We start from the raw sequence: 14,642 nt of genomic DNA on the forward strand, positions 1-14,642 counted from the left end.
CCGGCAGGTTCTCTTCCTGCCGGCGGAGCCGGCCCCACCACGCCGCGAGGGGCCCCAAGTCAAGGCCCAATCGCTGCGCCGAAGGCGCGACCCAACCACCCGACACCGAAACACCGAAGCACAGCAACCATCAGAACCCAGCCCACACGAAACCGGCAGCCAGGCAAAGAACCCAGCCCCGACAAGAACCGGCAGCCAAGCAAAGAACCCAGCCCCAACGAGAACCGGCAGCCCGAGCAAAGCGCACCACGACGGAACCGGCAGCCAGGCCACGCCCCAAGGCGCCCGGCATCCGCAAGCCGCCGCATCACGGCGGACCCATTACCCCGATACCCCGCAGCGCATTTTGTTGCGGCAGCAATAAAGCGGGGATCAGGTGCGAGCCCAACCCTCCAACGCGGCGTAGAAGGCATCGCACAACCGCCGAACCACCTGAGCCTCGGCAAACCCGGCCGTCTTGGTGAGATCGATGATCTCCCGAGGATCGAACAGCACGTTGTGCAAGACGCGAGCGGCATCGAGGTGCTGCTCGGGCAGTTCCAACTCGGCTAGCACGCCGCGCAGGGGTGCGTCCCAGGCGGCACAAGCTGAGGCGACAACGGGATCGCCGGTGCGGAGCCGTTCGAGGAAGCCCCGGCGTGAGCGGTCGCGCACGATGACGGGGCCGTGCACGCCCTGGAGTTTCACCCAGCGCGTCACCACGTGCTCGAACAGCTCCTTGCCGGTTTTCTTGCTGCGCGAACCGTGTTCGCGCAGGCCGTCTACGACGTCCTCGTTGTAGGCGACCACGAGTGCGTCGAGCGATGAGAAGTGCCGGTAGGCGGTTGCCTGTGACAGTGCGGCGCGTTGCGCGATCGACTGCATGGTCGCTGTGGCCGGCTCGGTGCGCAGGACGTGCGTTGCGGCGTCGAGCAGGCGTTTGCGGTTGCGTCGGGCGTCGCTGCGGTCCGCACTGCGTTGATCCCTGATGGGGGCTCGCTGTTCGTCTGGCGCGGTCAGGGGTTCCCCTCCTCCAGTCCATCCCGCGGGGCGAACAGCAGAATAAGCGACCGTCAGCGGAAAGAGGGGATCCCGGTCAAGGCGTGGCCGATGGATAGCAAATGGATGTCCGAAGTCCCTTCGTAAGTCAGTACCGACTCGAGGTTGTTCGCGTGTCGCAGTGGCGAGTACTCGAGCGAGATGCCGTTCGCGCCGAGGATCGTGCGGGCCTCGCGGGCAATTGAGATGGCCGCTTCGACGTTGTTGTACTTGCCGACGCTGATCTGCTCCGGACGAAGAGTGCCCTGCTCCTTCAGGCGTGCGAGATGCAGTGCGAGCAGCATCGCGTTCGACACCTGGACGGTCATCGTCGCCAGCTTGCGCTGGGTCAGCTGGAACCCGGCGATCGGCTTGTCGAACTGGATGCGGGAACCCGCGTAGTTCAGCGCCGCCTGCAGCGAGTCGCGGGCCGCGCCGACGGCGCCGAACACGATGCCGAAGCGGGCCTCGTTGAGGCACGTCAGCGGAGCGCCGAGGGAAGTGGCCAGCGGCAGGCGCGCGGAGTCCGGCAGGCGGACGTCCTCCAGCACGAGCTCGGACGTGACGGATGCTCGCATCGACAGCTTGTGCTTGATGTCGTTCGTGGAGAAGCCCGGCGTGCCGCGCGGCACGAGGAAGCCGCGGAAGCCCTCGTCGGTGTTGGCCCACACGGTGGCGACGTCGGCCAGGCCGCCGTTCGTGATCCACATCTTGCTGCCGTTGAGGATCCAGTCGGAGCCGGAACGGACGGCGCGCGTGCGCATGTCCTTCGGGTTGCTGCCGAAGTCGGGCTCGGTCAGTCCGAAGCAGCCGATCGCGTCACCGGACGCCAAGCGCGGCAGCCACTCCTGCTTCTGCTCCTCCGAACCGTACTTCCAGATCGAGAACATCGACAGCGAGCCCTGCACGGACACGAAGCTGCGGATGCCGCTGTCCACGGCCTCGAGCTCGAGGCACGCGAGGCCGTACGCGGTGGCGGACGTGCCCGCACACCCGTAACCCTCCAGGTGCATGCCGAGCACACCGAGTTTGCCCAGCTCCTGCGCCAGCTCGCGCGGCAGGTACCCGCCCTCGAACCACTCGCCGACGTGCGGGCGCACGTGGTCGGTCAGGTACTGGGCCACGGTCGACTGGATGTCGCGGTCCTCGTCGCCGAGCAGCGACGGGATGTCCAGCAACTGCAACGGATCCTGCACGTCATTCACTCCTGAGCTGAGGTGGCCGAAGCCGGTAGGAAACAGGGGTCTCCGACATCCGGATGGGGTTCGCGACGAACGACAGCCCGTCGATCGTCGCGGTCGGGGAGAGGTCGAGCGACTCGGCCAGTGCGAACGCGGCCGCGATGTCGTTCACCGGGCCGCACGGCACGCCGAGCGGGGTCAGCGTCTCGAACCAGTGCCGCGCTGGACGCGTGCGCAGGCGCTCGGACAGCGCGGAGAACAACGAGTCGACGTTCGCCACACGGGCGGAGTTGGTGTCGTACAACGGATTCGTGGCCAGCTCGGGTATGCCGAGCACCGAGCACAGCCTCTTGAACTGCCGGTCGTTGCCCACCGCCAGCACCATCGGCTGATCCGCGCTCGGGAACACCTCGTACGGCGCGATCGACGGGTGCCGGTTGCCCATGATGCCCGGCACCGAACCGGCCAGCGCGTACCCGCCGCTCTGGTTCACCATGCTGGACAACAACACCGACAACAGGTCCAGCTCCACGAGCTGACCGTGACCGGTCGCGTCCCGGTGCCGCAACGCGGCGAGGATGCCGATGGTCGCGTGCAACCCGGTCAGCACGTCGACCAGCGCGACACCGGTCTTCACCGGCTCACCCGGCCGCGCGCCGGTCACGCTCATCAGCCCGCCGACCGCCTGCACCAGCAGGTCGTAGCCGGGCAGGTCGGCGCCCTTGCCGGAACCGAACCCGGAGATCGAGCAGTACACCAGGTCCGAGCGTCCCAGCGACTCGAAGTCCAGCCCGAACTTCTTCATGGTGCCGGGCTTGAAGTTCTCGACGACGACGTCCGCGCGCGCGATCAGCTCCCGCGCCTGCGCGACACCCTCGTCGGTGCCGAGGTCGATGAAGACGGACCGCTTGTTCCGGTTGACGGACAGGAAGTACGTCGCCTCGCCGTTGACGTGCGGGGGTCCCCACGTGCGCGTCTCGTCACCGCGGCCGGGCTGCTCGACCTTGATCACCTCGGCGCCGAGGTCGCCGAGCATCATCGTCGCGTACGGCGCGGCCAGCACGCGGCTGAAGTCCGCGATGACGACGCCCTCCAGTGAGCTCATGCCACCCGCCCGCGCAACCGCATCGCCTTGAGCACCCGCTCCTGCGCCAGCTCACGAGCGGCCACGTGCGTGGTCGTGCCGCGGTTCTTCGCCTCGACGATCACGCGCGAAGCGTTGGCGCGCAGCTTCTCCGACACCGCGTCCAGCACCGTCACCGGGTTCACCGGGAACGGCGAGTACCGCGCGTCCATGCCGAACGCCGCCGCGACCACACCACCCGCGTTGGCGATGAAGTCCGGCACCACGGTGATGCCGCGCGAGGCCATGACCTCTTGCGCCGCAACGCTGGTCGGCAGGTTGGCACCCTCGACGACGAGCGTCGCGTCCAGCTCTCCCGCCAGGTCGGCGTCGATCACGTCCTGCAGTGCGGCGGGCACGAGCACGTCGCACTGCACGCGCAGCTCGGCACCCAGAGCCAGTACGGACCCGTACTCCTTGACCGCCAGGTCACCGTGCTCGGCGCGCAGCTTCAGCAGGCCGGCGACGTCGAGCCCGTCCGGGTCGTGCAGCGCGCCGTGCACCGACGACACCGCGACCACGGACGCACCCAGCTCGGTGAACCGCTTCGCCGCCGCCGCGCCGACCGCGCCGAAGCCCTGGATCGCGACTCTCTTGCCCTGCAACGACATCAGCTCGTCCGCGACCTCGGCCACGCCGAACCCGGTGACGCCCAGCTCGTCGTACGGCAGGCCGCCCAGCTCGGCGGGAGCGCCCATCATCGCGCCCCGGTCGCCCAGCTCGTCCTGCACGATCGCCGCGTCGCGCTCGGTCAGCCCCATGTCCAGGCCGAGCACGTACTCGCGCGGCACCTCGTTGGAGAGCTTGCGCACGAACGCCCGCAGCGCGGCTTCCTTGCCCGCCGACGCGGGGTCGAACACGATGCCCGCCTTGGCACCGCCGAAGAACAGGTCGACACCGGCCCACTTCCACGTCATCACGCGGGCCAGCCTGGCGATCTCGGCCGAGGTGACGGACGGGCTCATCCGGGTGCCGCCCTTGCCCATGCCGCGGGCCGTGTTGTCGATGACCAGGACGCCCTTCATCCCGGTGCGGCGGTCGGAGACGGCGACGACCTTCTCCGGTCCCCACTCGTCCATGAGCTGCAGAACGTCGGTCATAGGTGTCCTCACACGCAGTTGAGTTCCGGGCGCTGGTTGTCGCTCGCGAACCGGGAGACGTCCAATTCGGACACGTCGATGAACGGGGTGCGCTCGAGGTAGAGGTCGCGCACGACCTCACCGACCGCAGGGCCCTGCAGGAAGCCGTGCCCGGAGAAACCGGTGGCGTACAGGAACCTGCTGACGGCCCTGCTCTCACCGATGATCGCGTTGTGGTCGGGCGTCACCTCGTACAGCCCGGCCCACCCGGTCTTCACGCCGACGTCGAGCAACGACGGCGCGCGGCGGGAGATCGCCTCCGTCAGCCGGGGCAGCCAGGCGTCGTCGGTGTCGAGCTTGAAACCGGGCTCCTCCAAGGGATCCGACATGCCGAACAGCAGGCCCTGACCCTCGCGGTGGAAGTAGAACGTGGTGCCGAAGTCGATCGTGAACGGCACGACCGGGTCCAGCGACGGCATCGGCTCGGTGAACATCACCTGCCGCCGCAACGGCGTCACCGGCAGGTCGACGCCGACCATCTCACCGACCGGCCGCGACCACGCGCCCGCCGTGCAGATCACCGTGTTCGTGCGGATCGTGCCCTTGTCCGTCACCACACCGGTGATGTCGTCGCCGGACATCTCGACGTCCAGCACCGTGGTGTGCGTGTGCAGCCGGGCGCCGAGCCGCCGCGCGGCCGTCGCGTAGCCGAGCACGACCGACTCGGGTGTGCAGTGGCCGTCGTCGGGGGAGTACGTCGCCGCGAGCAGCCCGTCCGTCTCGATCAACGGCGACAGCTTGCGAGCCTCGGCCACGCTCATCATCCGCGACGGCACGCCGAGCGAGTTCTGCAGCTCGACGTTGCGCTCGAACGCCTCGACGTGCGCCGGATCGGACAGCAGGAACAGGTACCCGACCTGGTGCAGGTCGATCTCCTGGCCGGGGCGCTGCGGAAACCGCTTGAAGGCTTCGAGACTGCGCGCGCCGAGCTGGATGTTCAGCTCGTCCGAGAACTGCGCACGCACGCCACCGGCCGCCTTGCAGGTCGAACCCGAGCCGAGCTCGTCCCGTTCGACCAGCACCACGTCGCGGACACCGGCTTCGGCGAGGTGAAAGGCGATGGACGTGCCCATCACCCCGCCACCGATGACGACGACCTCAGCTGAGGCGGCTGTGTTAGTCGAGCCGGAAGGCAAGATCAGCCTCGATCTCGAGCGTGTCCATCTGGGCCTTCTGGAGCTTGCCCGAGTAGTCCCAGTTCATCGACTGCCAGCGGGTGAACTGGTCGAGCACCCACATGCCGGACTGCCGGGAACCGTTGCCGGACTTGCCGTTCCCGCCGAACGGCAGATGCGCCTCCGCGCCGGAGGTCGAGTTGTTGACGCTGACCATGCCCGCGCCGATGCCCGCGCGGAAGCGGAACGCCTTGTTCGGGTCGGTCGTGTAGATCGAGCAGGAAAGGCCGTAGCCGGGCAGGTTCCCCAGCTCGATGGCCTCGTCCAGCGTGGAGTACTTCATCACGCCGACGATCGGGCCGAACGTCTCCTGCAGGAACATCTCGTCGGTCTTGCGCACGCCGCTGACGACCGCGGGGTGGTAGAAGAAGCCGGCCGAGGGGGAGCCGACGAAACCCTTGCGCGGGTTGGCCTCGGTGATCCGGCCGGTGGCGCCGTGCACGGTGTGGTGCTCGCCGATCCAGCCGAGGTACTTCTCGTAGGACAGCGCGAACTTCTCGTCCAGCAGCGGGCCGTACAGCACGTCACCGGTCGGGTCGCCGACGACGGCGTTGTCCACGGCCTCCACGAAGCGGCGCAGGAACTCGTCGTACACGGACTCGTGCACGATCGCCGTGCCCAGCGACGTGCACCGCTGCCCGGCCGAGCCGAAGCCGGCGAACAGCGCGCCCTGCACCGCGAGGTCCAGATCCGCGTCCTCGGTGACGACCATCGGGTTCTTGCCGCCCAGCTCGAGGCACGGCGTCTGGAGGTGACGGCCGCACAGCTCGCCGATGCGCACACCGACCTCGCTCGACCCGGTGAAGCCGACCTTGTCCACCAGTCCCTCGGTCAGCGCCTGCTCCAGGCCGTTGTACGTCTCCGATCCCTCGGCGAAGACGACTTCGAACACCCCCTGCGGGATGCCCGCGGCCGCGAACACGTCGTAGAAGGCCTGCGCGCTGGCCGCGGAGTACTCGGCGGGCTTCCAGACCACCGAGTTGCCGCAGAGGAGCGCGGGGACGATGTACCAGGACGGCACGGCAACGGGGAAGTTGCCGGCGGTGATGATCGCCGCGACGCCGACCGGGTTGCGGAAGGTGAACAGCTGCTTGTCCGGCATCTCGGACGGCACGGTCTGGCCGTACAGCCTGCGGCCCTCGCCGACGAAGAAGTTGCAGGTGTCGACGATCTCCTGCACCTCGCCGCGCGCCTCCCCGATCGGCTTGCCGATCTCGCGGGTGACGAGCTGGGCGAGCTGCTCGGCGTTCGCCTCGACGAGCCTGCCGATGTTGCCGATCACCTGGCCGCGGATCGGCGCGGGCACCTTTGCCCACTCGCGCTGCGCCTGCTTCGCGCGGCGCGCGGCGTCGACGAAGGAGCGGCTGGTGGCCAGCTCGACCTCGGTGACCACGTCGGAGGTGTTGGCGGGGTTCGTGGAGACGTAGGGCATGCCCACCAGCCTGGTAGTTACCGGTGGGTTCCGCCAGATGTGGGCGACCTCGTGCCGTCTGAGCATAAGCTGTGCTTGTGCTCAACCCGGTGCACCTGCGCACGCTCGTCGAGGTCGTGCGAACGGGCTCGTTCGCCGAGGCCGCCCGCCGCCTCGGCTACACGTCGTCCGCGGTGTCGCAGCAGATCTCGGCGTTCGAACGCGCGGTCGGCGTGACCCTGTTCGAACGCGAGGCGCACAGCATCCGCCCCGCCTCCGCAGCATTGCTCATCGCGGACCGCGGTGGCGAGCTGCTCGCCGCGCTCGACGGGTTCGAGCACGAGATCCGCGCCATGGTCCAGGGCCTGCGCGGACGGCTGCGCCTCGGCACGTTCCCCACCGCGTCCGCGCGTGTCGTGCCGCACGCGGTGGCCCGGCTGAGCGCCGACCTGCCGGACGCCGAGATCCGCCTCGACGAGGCCGAACCGGACGACGTGCTGCCGCTCGTGCTGGCGGGCGACATCGACATCGCGCTCGTCTACTCCTACGACCTAGTGCCCGTGACGTGGCCGGACGAGCTGACCGTGCTGCCGCTGCTCGACGAGACGCTGCTCGTGCTGGTCCCCGCCGGGCACCCCGCGGCGAAGGTGTCCGTCCGGCTGGAGGATCTGCGCGGCGAGCGCTGGATCGCGTCGCGCGACGGCACGTCCGGCGCGACCTGCCTGGTCCGGCTGTGCGCGGCGCACGGGTTCGCGCCGCGGATCGCGTTCCGCAGCAACGACTACGACGTGGTGCAGTCGCTCGTGTCCGCCGGTGTCGGTGTGGCGCTGGTGCCCGCGCTCGGCTACAAGCGGTCCCAGGCCGTGCACGCGATGCCGTTGCGGCAGAAGCCGTTGCGCAGGCACGTGCTCGCGGTGCACCGGACCGCGAACACGAACCCGCTGCTGCGCGACGCGCTGATGGCGCTGCGGTCAGCGTGCCTGCGGACCGAGGACGAGTTCACTCACCCCGTTCACCGTCAGCAAGCTCCCTGAGCAGGTCGAGGTGCCCGACGTGCCGCGCGGTCTCCTGCGTGAGGTGCTGCAGGATCCACCGGATCGTCTGGTCGCCGCTCGCCGCGACGTCGTCGGGTCCCTTGCCGTCCAACGCCTTCCGCGCGTTCGCCCACTCGGTCTCGTACGCGGCGATCAGCGACTCAGGAGTGTCCTCTTCGGACAGGTGCCACGACGGGTCGGGGCTGCCCTTCCACAGTGACGGCAGGTCCGAGCCGCCACCCGCGATGCACAGCCAGTACCGCTCGACGGCCACGAGGTGCTTGAGCACGCCGAGCGCGGTCAGCCCAGGGGATGTGCCCACGGGTGCGGCGGCCGCGAGCTCGCGCGACAGGCCGCGCACCTTCATGACCGCGGTGAGCCGCAGGAAGTCCAGGAACTCCCACTGGAGCTGCTGTTCGTCGTGCGCGAGGTTGGTCGGCCAGCGGCGTTCGTCCATGGTGCCTTTCTAGTAGAACCGCCGCAGGTCTGGCCAGATCTTGTTCCACGGCGCGGTGGTTCCGGCGCACAGCGAGATGCGGGTGCCCTGCTCGTCGTTGTCGATGCCGCGGCCGTTGTCGTGGGCCAGCACGACCCGGCACCCGGTGAGCAGCGAGCTGTTGTCGACGCCGCCGACCAGCACGACCGGCCCGGTCATCGAGTCCGGCGGCGGACCCCAGTCCGCATAGGACATGTGGCCCGAGTACGGCTTCGGCAGTCCCTGCGCGGCACCGAACTCCTCGATCGCGCCCGCCTGGCCGTAGTTGCGGGTGAAGATCACGGCGGTGGCGCGCTGCTCCGGCGGGATCTGCTGCCACACCTGGGAGACCGACGCGGTGAGCTCGGGCCAGCCGATCTCCTCGCCCTGTTCCTTGTTCATGGCCAGCACTGGGCCCAGCGCCTTGAGCGGCAGCACTGGCAGCGACACCACCACGGAGATCACGACCCCGATCAGTGCGGCGACGGCGGCGAACGGGACGGCCCTGCGGTGGTTCCGCAACCAGTCGAGTGTCGGCTGAGCGCCCGCGGCGACCAGCGCCACCAGCATCGCGACCGAGTAGTACGGCTTGCCGCCCGTGATGAGCGTGAGCACGCACAGCACGGGGTACGCGAGTGCGACCGCGCGGAACTCCTCGCTGCGCCACAACCGGACCAGACCCGCGATCCACACCGGAACCAGCACCGGCGACAGGTAGATGAGCTGCATCGGCACGAACAGGACGCGGTTCTCGGCGCCGTCGTCCGCGCTGATGCCCGCGGCGACGGTCAGCAGCGGGAAGTCGTGCTGCCACTGCCAGATCAGCACCGGCGCGGACAGCAGCAGGCACACGCCCGCACCCGCGGCGAGCCACCACGTCGCCAGCACCTTGCGCGGTCCGGCGATCAGCACGGACACGCCGAGCGCGGCCACCAGCAACAGCACCAGCCACTTGTTCGCGATGCCCGCCGCGATGGCGACACCGAGCGGTATCCACCAGCGGCCGTCGCCCGACTTCAGCAGCTTCACCGCGAACAGCAGGATCACGACCCACACGAACAAGTCCACGGTGGACGTCGACAGCATGTGCGACACCACCAGCGGGTAGGCGGACAACGCTGTAGCGATGGCCGTGAAGAGCTCGCCGCCACCGAACTCACGGGCGATCAGCGCCGCGACGACGACCGTGCCCATCGCGAGCAGGATCGCCACGATCCGCAGTCCGCTGGGGGTCTCGCCGAACAGGCCCGTCGAGATCCGGGCCAGGATCGGCGTGATCGGCGGTTGGTCCACATAGCCCCAGTCGGGCCTCTTGCCCGCTGCCACGAAGTACAGCTCGTCGCGGTGGAACCCGTGCCTGCCGGACAACGCGGTGAGAACCGCGGCCTGCACGACGAGCACCGCACCGACCGCTCCCCAGGGTCTCATGACCCGGACGGTACCAACGGGGGGAAGAGCCTCAGGCGTTCTTGCGGTACCAGCGCGGCGAGGTGTTGACCGGCGGCTTCAGCGACGCGTTGACCACGACCATGTTCGGTCCCCGCTGGCCGATCGCCGCGTCGAGCCGCGCCTTGAAGTCGGGGCCGAAACCGTCCACTCGCGCGGCCGGGACGCCGAACGAGCCCGCCAGCGCCACGAAGTCCGGCCGGTGCAGGTCCACACCCGACACGGTGTGGCCGGCGACGACCTGGTCGTAGCGCAACATCCCGTAGCCGCCGTCGTCGACGAGCACGACGGTGACCGGCAGCTGCTCCTGCGCGAGCGTCGCGAGGTCGCCGCACGCGAACAGGAAACCGCCGTCGCCGCACACCGCCACGGTCCGGCCTGCCAGTGCGGCGCCGAGCGCGGCCGGGAAGCCGAAGCCGAGCGTGCCCCACCCGACCGGGTACGACAGCCCGCGCGGCTTGGTGACGTGGTGGAAGCCGCCCATCCAGTAGCCGGGGATGCACATGTCCGCGACGAACGTGACGTCCAGGTCGGCGACGGCGTCGAGGAACGCGGCGGCCTCGGGGGAGTCGCTCGCCACCAGCGCGCGCACGGCGGCGTTCACCTCGCTCACCCGGTCGGCCCGCGGGCGGGCGGGGACGGCCTCGGCCAGCGCGTTCGTCACGGTCAGCGCGTCGCCCACGAGCACCACGTCGGAGCGGTAGTTCTTCGAGGCGTCGGCCTTGTCGACGTTGATCGACAGCAGCTTGCGCGGCGCGGGCTGGAGCCAGTTCTGCGTCATCATGCCGTCGAAGTCGGTGCCGATCGCGATCACCAGGTCGGCACTGTCCCACAGCTCGCCGACGGGCGGCGCGTGCACCGGGCCGCGCACCACGAACGGGTGGTCGACCAGGCCACGTGCGCCGTACGTCGTGACGACCGGCGCCGACAGCGCCTCGGCCAGCGCGGCGACCGCGGGTCCGGCGTCCGCTCGCGCGGCGCCGCCACCGGCCCAGATCAGCGGGGACTCGGCGGACTCGATGAGCCGCAGCGCCTCGCCGAGGTCGGGGAGCACGGTGTCCTCGGCGGCGGCCTTGGGCGCGTACGCGGGCACGTCGGCGGACAGGAAGTCGGTCGGCACGCCGACGTAGACGGGGCCGTGCGGCGCGGTCAGCGCAAGCTTCGCTGCCTGGTCCACCACCTGCGCCAGGTCGTTCGCCGACGCGACGTCGAAGCCGGTCTTCGTCACCGGCAGGAACATGGCGCGCTGATCGCGCGTCTCGTGCAGCACGCCCCGGTACACGCCGGGCACGCGCAGCGTCGACGGGATGTCCGTGGCGATGACCAGCACCGGCGAGCCGGACGACATGGCCTCGCCGACCGCGCCGAGCGTGTTGGCCGCACCGGGACCGGTCGTCACGATCGCGACGCCGAGCTTGCCGGTCGTCCTGGCGTACCCGTCCGCCGCGTAGACGGCCGTCTGCTCGTGCCGGACCCCGATCATCCGCACACCGGACGACTCCAGCGCCTCCCAGATCGCGAGGTTGTGCACGCCGGGCAGCCCGAAGACGACCTCGACGCCGTGAGCGGTCAGTACCTCGAGCACGCGCGCAGCACCAGACATGGCTCTGAAGGTAAGAGCTGCTTACCCCTGCCACAACGGCAGGCCAGCAGCTCTGGTGCTGAGCCACACTCGGGCGACGGCTGAACGTGAATTGGGGAGCACTAATCACAACCGTGTAAAGCCGCTGTTTCGCCGAATGATGAATTCGTCACCGATGATTGACGATTGAACCATGTCCAACAGCTGGTGAGCTGTGTCAGTATGTGCGGCGCATGAACGATCTGGGGGTTCGAGATGCCGTACTTAGGTGGGCTGTTCGGTGTCGTGACACTGTGCCTTTGGGTGTTCGCGATCGTCGACGTCATCACCACCGACGCGGGTTCCTGCCGGAACCTGCCGAAGGTGGGATGGCTGCTGCTCGTGCTGCTGTTCCCGCTCGTCGGTTCCATCGCCTGGCTGGTCGCCGGAAGGCCGCAAGGTGAAGGGAGGACGCGCATGCAGGCGTTCGAGCGCAGTGCACCGAGGTTTCCCGAGTACGACAGACCGGGCCGGTTCGCAGCGGTGAACGCGGAAGACGACGAGGAGTTCCTGCGGCGCTGCCGGGAGCGCGCCGAGGAACAACGACGCAAAGGACGCGAAAACCAGTGACGAGAGTCCTGCTCCTCCTGATGGCGTTGGCAGTCGCCGGGTGTTCGGTGACCTCGGAACAACCGCCTTTGGCGACGGTTCCGCCCACCCAGGAGGAGCGGGAGAGAATGTCCGCCTCCGAGTTGCAGTCGGTCTGGTGGACCTGGGTCGCGTCGCAACCGCGCGACTCGAGCCCGATCTCGGACACGTCCGGCCGGTTCTGCATGCGCGACCAACCCAAGGACGTGTGGCTGCTCGCGGGTTCGGACGGCGTCAGGCTGGACCGGCAGTGCCGGATTCCCGCTGACAAGCCGGTGCTCGTCCCCGCCGTCAACTCGCTCGAGTGCGACAACTTCATGGCGACCGCCAGGGGCGAGGTCCTGCTCGACGACGTCGCGCAGGAACTGATCCGCATCGAGTCCGCGCCGTTCACGTTCGACGGCGTCGCGGGCAACGCGGTGAACGGCACCGCAGGCCGTTCGACCGCCGCCGGATGCGGGCTGTGGGCGTGGATCGCGCCGCCGTCCGCGGGCGAGCACACGCTGGTCGTGCGGGGCAGTGCGGGCTCGCTGGCCACGGACGTCACCTACCGCCTTATCGTCGGTGCCGACCTGCAGTGATCCTGATACCGTCGATGGCGGCGTCGAGCAGACGCGAGGCTGGAGCCGCTCCCCGGCAACTGGGCGGCACGTTCCGCCGCTGGGTCCAGAGGCTCCTGCTCACCTCGACGCACACCTGATGACGCGTGCTGAAGCGTCCTTGTCGGCCGAGCCGGGCGGCGGAAACGAGGACTGCCATGTCACGTTCGTCCATCTCCGATCAGCTCGCCGACCTCCGCCGCACGTACACGGGTGAGAACCTGTCCCAGGCGGCGCCCGCGGTGCGCTCGGCGGCGCAGAACGTGCCTCAGGAGGCGCTGACCGCTGCGCTGCGCGGCGAACCGGGGCCGTCGGTCGCGCTGCTGCCGGATGCTCTTTCGGACGAGCAGCGTTCGCTTGAGGCGCGGTTGCTGATCGCCGCCTGCTCGGCGTCCAGCTACCTCCAGTTCCGGCCACCGGCCAGCATCCTGCGTCCCGCGCACGTCTTCACGGCCGCCGAGCCGGGCTCGCCGCTGCGGCTGCACCTGTCGGACGGCGCGCTCGGTCCGCTGCTGTACGAACTGCTGCCGCGGATGGAGGCCGGATATCCGATGGGCGTGGCCGGGCTGGGGCATCTGCAGCACCGCCGCTCGGTGACGCTGCGACGGGGTTCGGCGGCTGTCGTCCTGTCCGGTGTCGACGAGGCCGCGTGGGCTCTCGGCATGCGGTGGGTCCAGTGGATGGTCGACTTCCGCGGCCTGGACACCGTGATGGGCGTCGGCGGTTCGGACGGCCCCGTTCCGTCCGCTCGCACCGGCAGTGCCCTGCTGCGCAGGCTCAACCTGTTCGCGTCGGCGTCGTGGACCAGGGTCCTGCCGCAGGACGAGTGGTGGGTCGAGTGGGCGGGCGGGCCTTCCGTCGCGGAGGTCTCTGACGCGTTGCGCCACCCGCTTTTCGGCACCGACTCGCCAGTGCGACTCCGCCGCCAGGACGCGCCGGCCGTCGACATCGATCCAGGTATGCGGACCTGGCCGTGGCCGGACGAGTTCGTGTCCGCCGTCACGGCCGCGCAGCCCGATCAGGACCTCGGCCCCAGGTAGACTGCGCTTTCGCCCGCAGGATCGTTCAGCACTCAGGAGGACCCCGGTGACCCAGCAGGCTGCCGAGGCCCAGTCCGAGGCGAAGCCCGCGGCCCGCCGCGTGCTCGTCGCCGAGGACGAGGCGCTCATCCGTCTCGATCTCGTCGAGATGCTCCGCGAGGAGGGCTACGAGGTAGCCGGCGAGGCCGCCGACGGTGACGAGGCCATCAAACTGGCCACCGAACTGCGGCCGGACCTCGTGATCCTGGACGTCAAGATGCCCAAGGTCGACGGCATCGAGGCCGCGTCGGCCATCGCGGGCAACCGGATCGCGCCCGTGGTGATACTGACCGCGTTCAGCCAGCGCGACCTGGTCGAGCGGGCTCGTGACGCCGGCGCCATGGCGTATCTGGTCAAGCCGTTCGCCAAGCGCGACCTCGTGCCCGCCATCGAGCTGGCCATGTCGCGGTTCGGGGAGCTGCAGGCGCTCGAGAACGAGGTCGCTGGGCTGACTGAGCGGCTCGAGACGCGCAAGGTCGTTGAGCGGGCCAAGGGGATTCTGATGACCAAGCAGGGGTTGTCCGAGCCTGAGGCTTTCCGGTGGGTGCAGCGGACTGCCATGGATCGGCGGACCACCATGAAGGCTGTGGCTGAGGCGGTCATCGAGAACTTCGGCTGATTGTTTGGTGTGTGGGGGGCGGGGAGGGGCTCGCTGATCACCAGAGGTCGCCACATCGAAAATGCCCTGTCAAGGCGGAAAAGCTGCCTTGACAGGGCATTTTCGATGTGGCAAGGCTGCGCCTGATCAGCGAGA

The 14,642-nt window shown here is 69.3% G+C and carries 14 protein-coding genes; 5 read left to right on the forward strand and 9 right to left on the reverse strand.

Annotated elements, in window-relative coordinates; translation table 11 throughout:
- Nucleotides 1-372: 372 nt before the first annotated feature.
- From FKR81_RS42435 to FKR81_RS42460, 6 genes are read right to left on the reverse strand one after another with little or no spacing between them, the layout of a single operon-like run.
- Nucleotides 373-999 (reverse strand): TetR/AcrR family transcriptional regulator, encoded by a 627-nt coding sequence (locus FKR81_RS42435; RefSeq protein ID WP_407936598.1) that lies wholly within the window; start codon nt 997-999, stop codon nt 373-375.
- Between the two features lie 53 nt (nt 1,000-1,052).
- Nucleotides 1,053-2,213, reverse strand: coding sequence for an acyl-CoA dehydrogenase family protein (locus FKR81_RS42440; RefSeq protein ID WP_146361168.1), 1,161 nt, complete (start codon nt 2,211-2,213; stop codon nt 1,053-1,055).
- A 1-nt stretch (nt 2,214) separates the two neighbouring features.
- The gene (locus FKR81_RS42445) at nt 2,215-3,303 is read right to left on the reverse strand and encodes a CaiB/BaiF CoA transferase family protein (RefSeq protein WP_146361170.1); all 1,089 of its coding nucleotides are present in this window, start codon (nt 3,301-3,303) and stop codon (nt 2,215-2,217) included.
- Complete coding sequence (locus FKR81_RS42450; protein ID WP_146361172.1) at nt 3,300-4,421, reverse strand: Glu/Leu/Phe/Val family dehydrogenase; 1,122 nt, start codon at nt 4,419-4,421, stop codon at nt 3,300-3,302. The genes FKR81_RS42445 and FKR81_RS42450 overlap by 4 nt, the downstream gene beginning before the upstream one ends.
- Before the next feature lie 8 nt (nt 4,422-4,429).
- The gene (locus FKR81_RS42455; protein WP_146361174.1) at nt 4,430-5,533 is read right to left on the reverse strand and encodes an NAD(P)/FAD-dependent oxidoreductase; all 1,104 of its coding nucleotides are present in this window, start codon (nt 5,531-5,533) and stop codon (nt 4,430-4,432) included.
- A 43-nt stretch (nt 5,534-5,576) separates the two neighbouring features.
- Complete coding sequence (locus tag FKR81_RS42460) at nt 5,577-7,067, reverse strand: aldehyde dehydrogenase family protein (protein ID WP_146361176.1); 1,491 nt, start codon at nt 7,065-7,067, stop codon at nt 5,577-5,579.
- A gap of 77 nt (nt 7,068-7,144) precedes the next feature.
- On the opposite strand from FKR81_RS42460, the gene FKR81_RS42465 reads away from it, so the two are divergent.
- Nucleotides 7,145-8,080, forward strand: a complete 936-nt coding sequence (locus FKR81_RS42465) for a LysR family transcriptional regulator (RefSeq protein WP_146361178.1) — start codon at nt 7,145-7,147, stop codon at nt 8,078-8,080.
- On the opposite strand, the gene FKR81_RS42470 is transcribed toward FKR81_RS42465, so the two are convergent.
- From FKR81_RS42470 to FKR81_RS42480, 3 genes are read right to left on the reverse strand one after another with little or no spacing between them, the layout of a single operon-like run.
- On the reverse strand, nt 8,046-8,537 hold the full coding sequence (locus tag FKR81_RS42470) for a DinB family protein (RefSeq protein ID WP_146361180.1): 492 nt from the start codon (nt 8,535-8,537) through the stop codon (nt 8,046-8,048). The two genes, FKR81_RS42465 and FKR81_RS42470, sit on opposite strands and share 35 nt — an antisense overlap.
- Nucleotides 8,538-8,546: 9 nt before the next feature.
- Nucleotides 8,547-9,983, reverse strand: coding sequence for an ArnT family glycosyltransferase (locus tag FKR81_RS42475; protein ID WP_146361182.1), 1,437 nt, complete (start codon nt 9,981-9,983; stop codon nt 8,547-8,549).
- 31 nt (nt 9,984-10,014) lie between these two features.
- The gene (locus tag FKR81_RS42480) at nt 10,015-11,604 is read right to left on the reverse strand and encodes a thiamine pyrophosphate-binding protein (RefSeq protein ID WP_146361184.1); all 1,590 of its coding nucleotides are present in this window, start codon (nt 11,602-11,604) and stop codon (nt 10,015-10,017) included.
- A gap of 234 nt (nt 11,605-11,838) precedes the next feature.
- Here FKR81_RS42480 and FKR81_RS42485 point away from each other — a divergent pair, with 234 nt between their 5' ends.
- From FKR81_RS42485 to FKR81_RS42500, 4 genes are all read left to right on the forward strand, one after another.
- On the forward strand, nt 11,839-12,192 hold the full coding sequence (locus tag FKR81_RS42485) for a PLDc N-terminal domain-containing protein (RefSeq protein WP_146361186.1): 354 nt from the start codon (nt 11,839-11,841) through the stop codon (nt 12,190-12,192).
- Between the two features lie 107 nt (nt 12,193-12,299).
- Nucleotides 12,300-12,791 carry a signal protein gene (locus FKR81_RS42490; RefSeq protein WP_146361188.1) on the forward strand — a complete coding sequence of 164 codons (492 nt, stop codon included), beginning with the start codon at nt 12,300-12,302 and terminating at the stop codon, nt 12,789-12,791.
- A gap of 176 nt (nt 12,792-12,967) precedes the next feature.
- Nucleotides 12,968-13,849, forward strand: coding sequence for a hypothetical protein (locus FKR81_RS42495; RefSeq protein WP_146361190.1), 882 nt, complete (start codon nt 12,968-12,970; stop codon nt 13,847-13,849).
- A 46-nt stretch (nt 13,850-13,895) separates the two neighbouring features.
- On the forward strand, nt 13,896-14,507 hold the full coding sequence (locus FKR81_RS42500; protein ID WP_146361192.1) for an ANTAR domain-containing response regulator: 612 nt from the start codon (nt 13,896-13,898) through the stop codon (nt 14,505-14,507).
- Nucleotides 14,508-14,642: the final 135 nt, after the last annotated feature.

This window comes from Lentzea tibetensis (genome assembly GCF_007845675.1).
Taxonomy (GTDB): Bacteria; Actinomycetota; Actinomycetes; order Mycobacteriales; family Pseudonocardiaceae; genus Lentzea; species Lentzea tibetensis.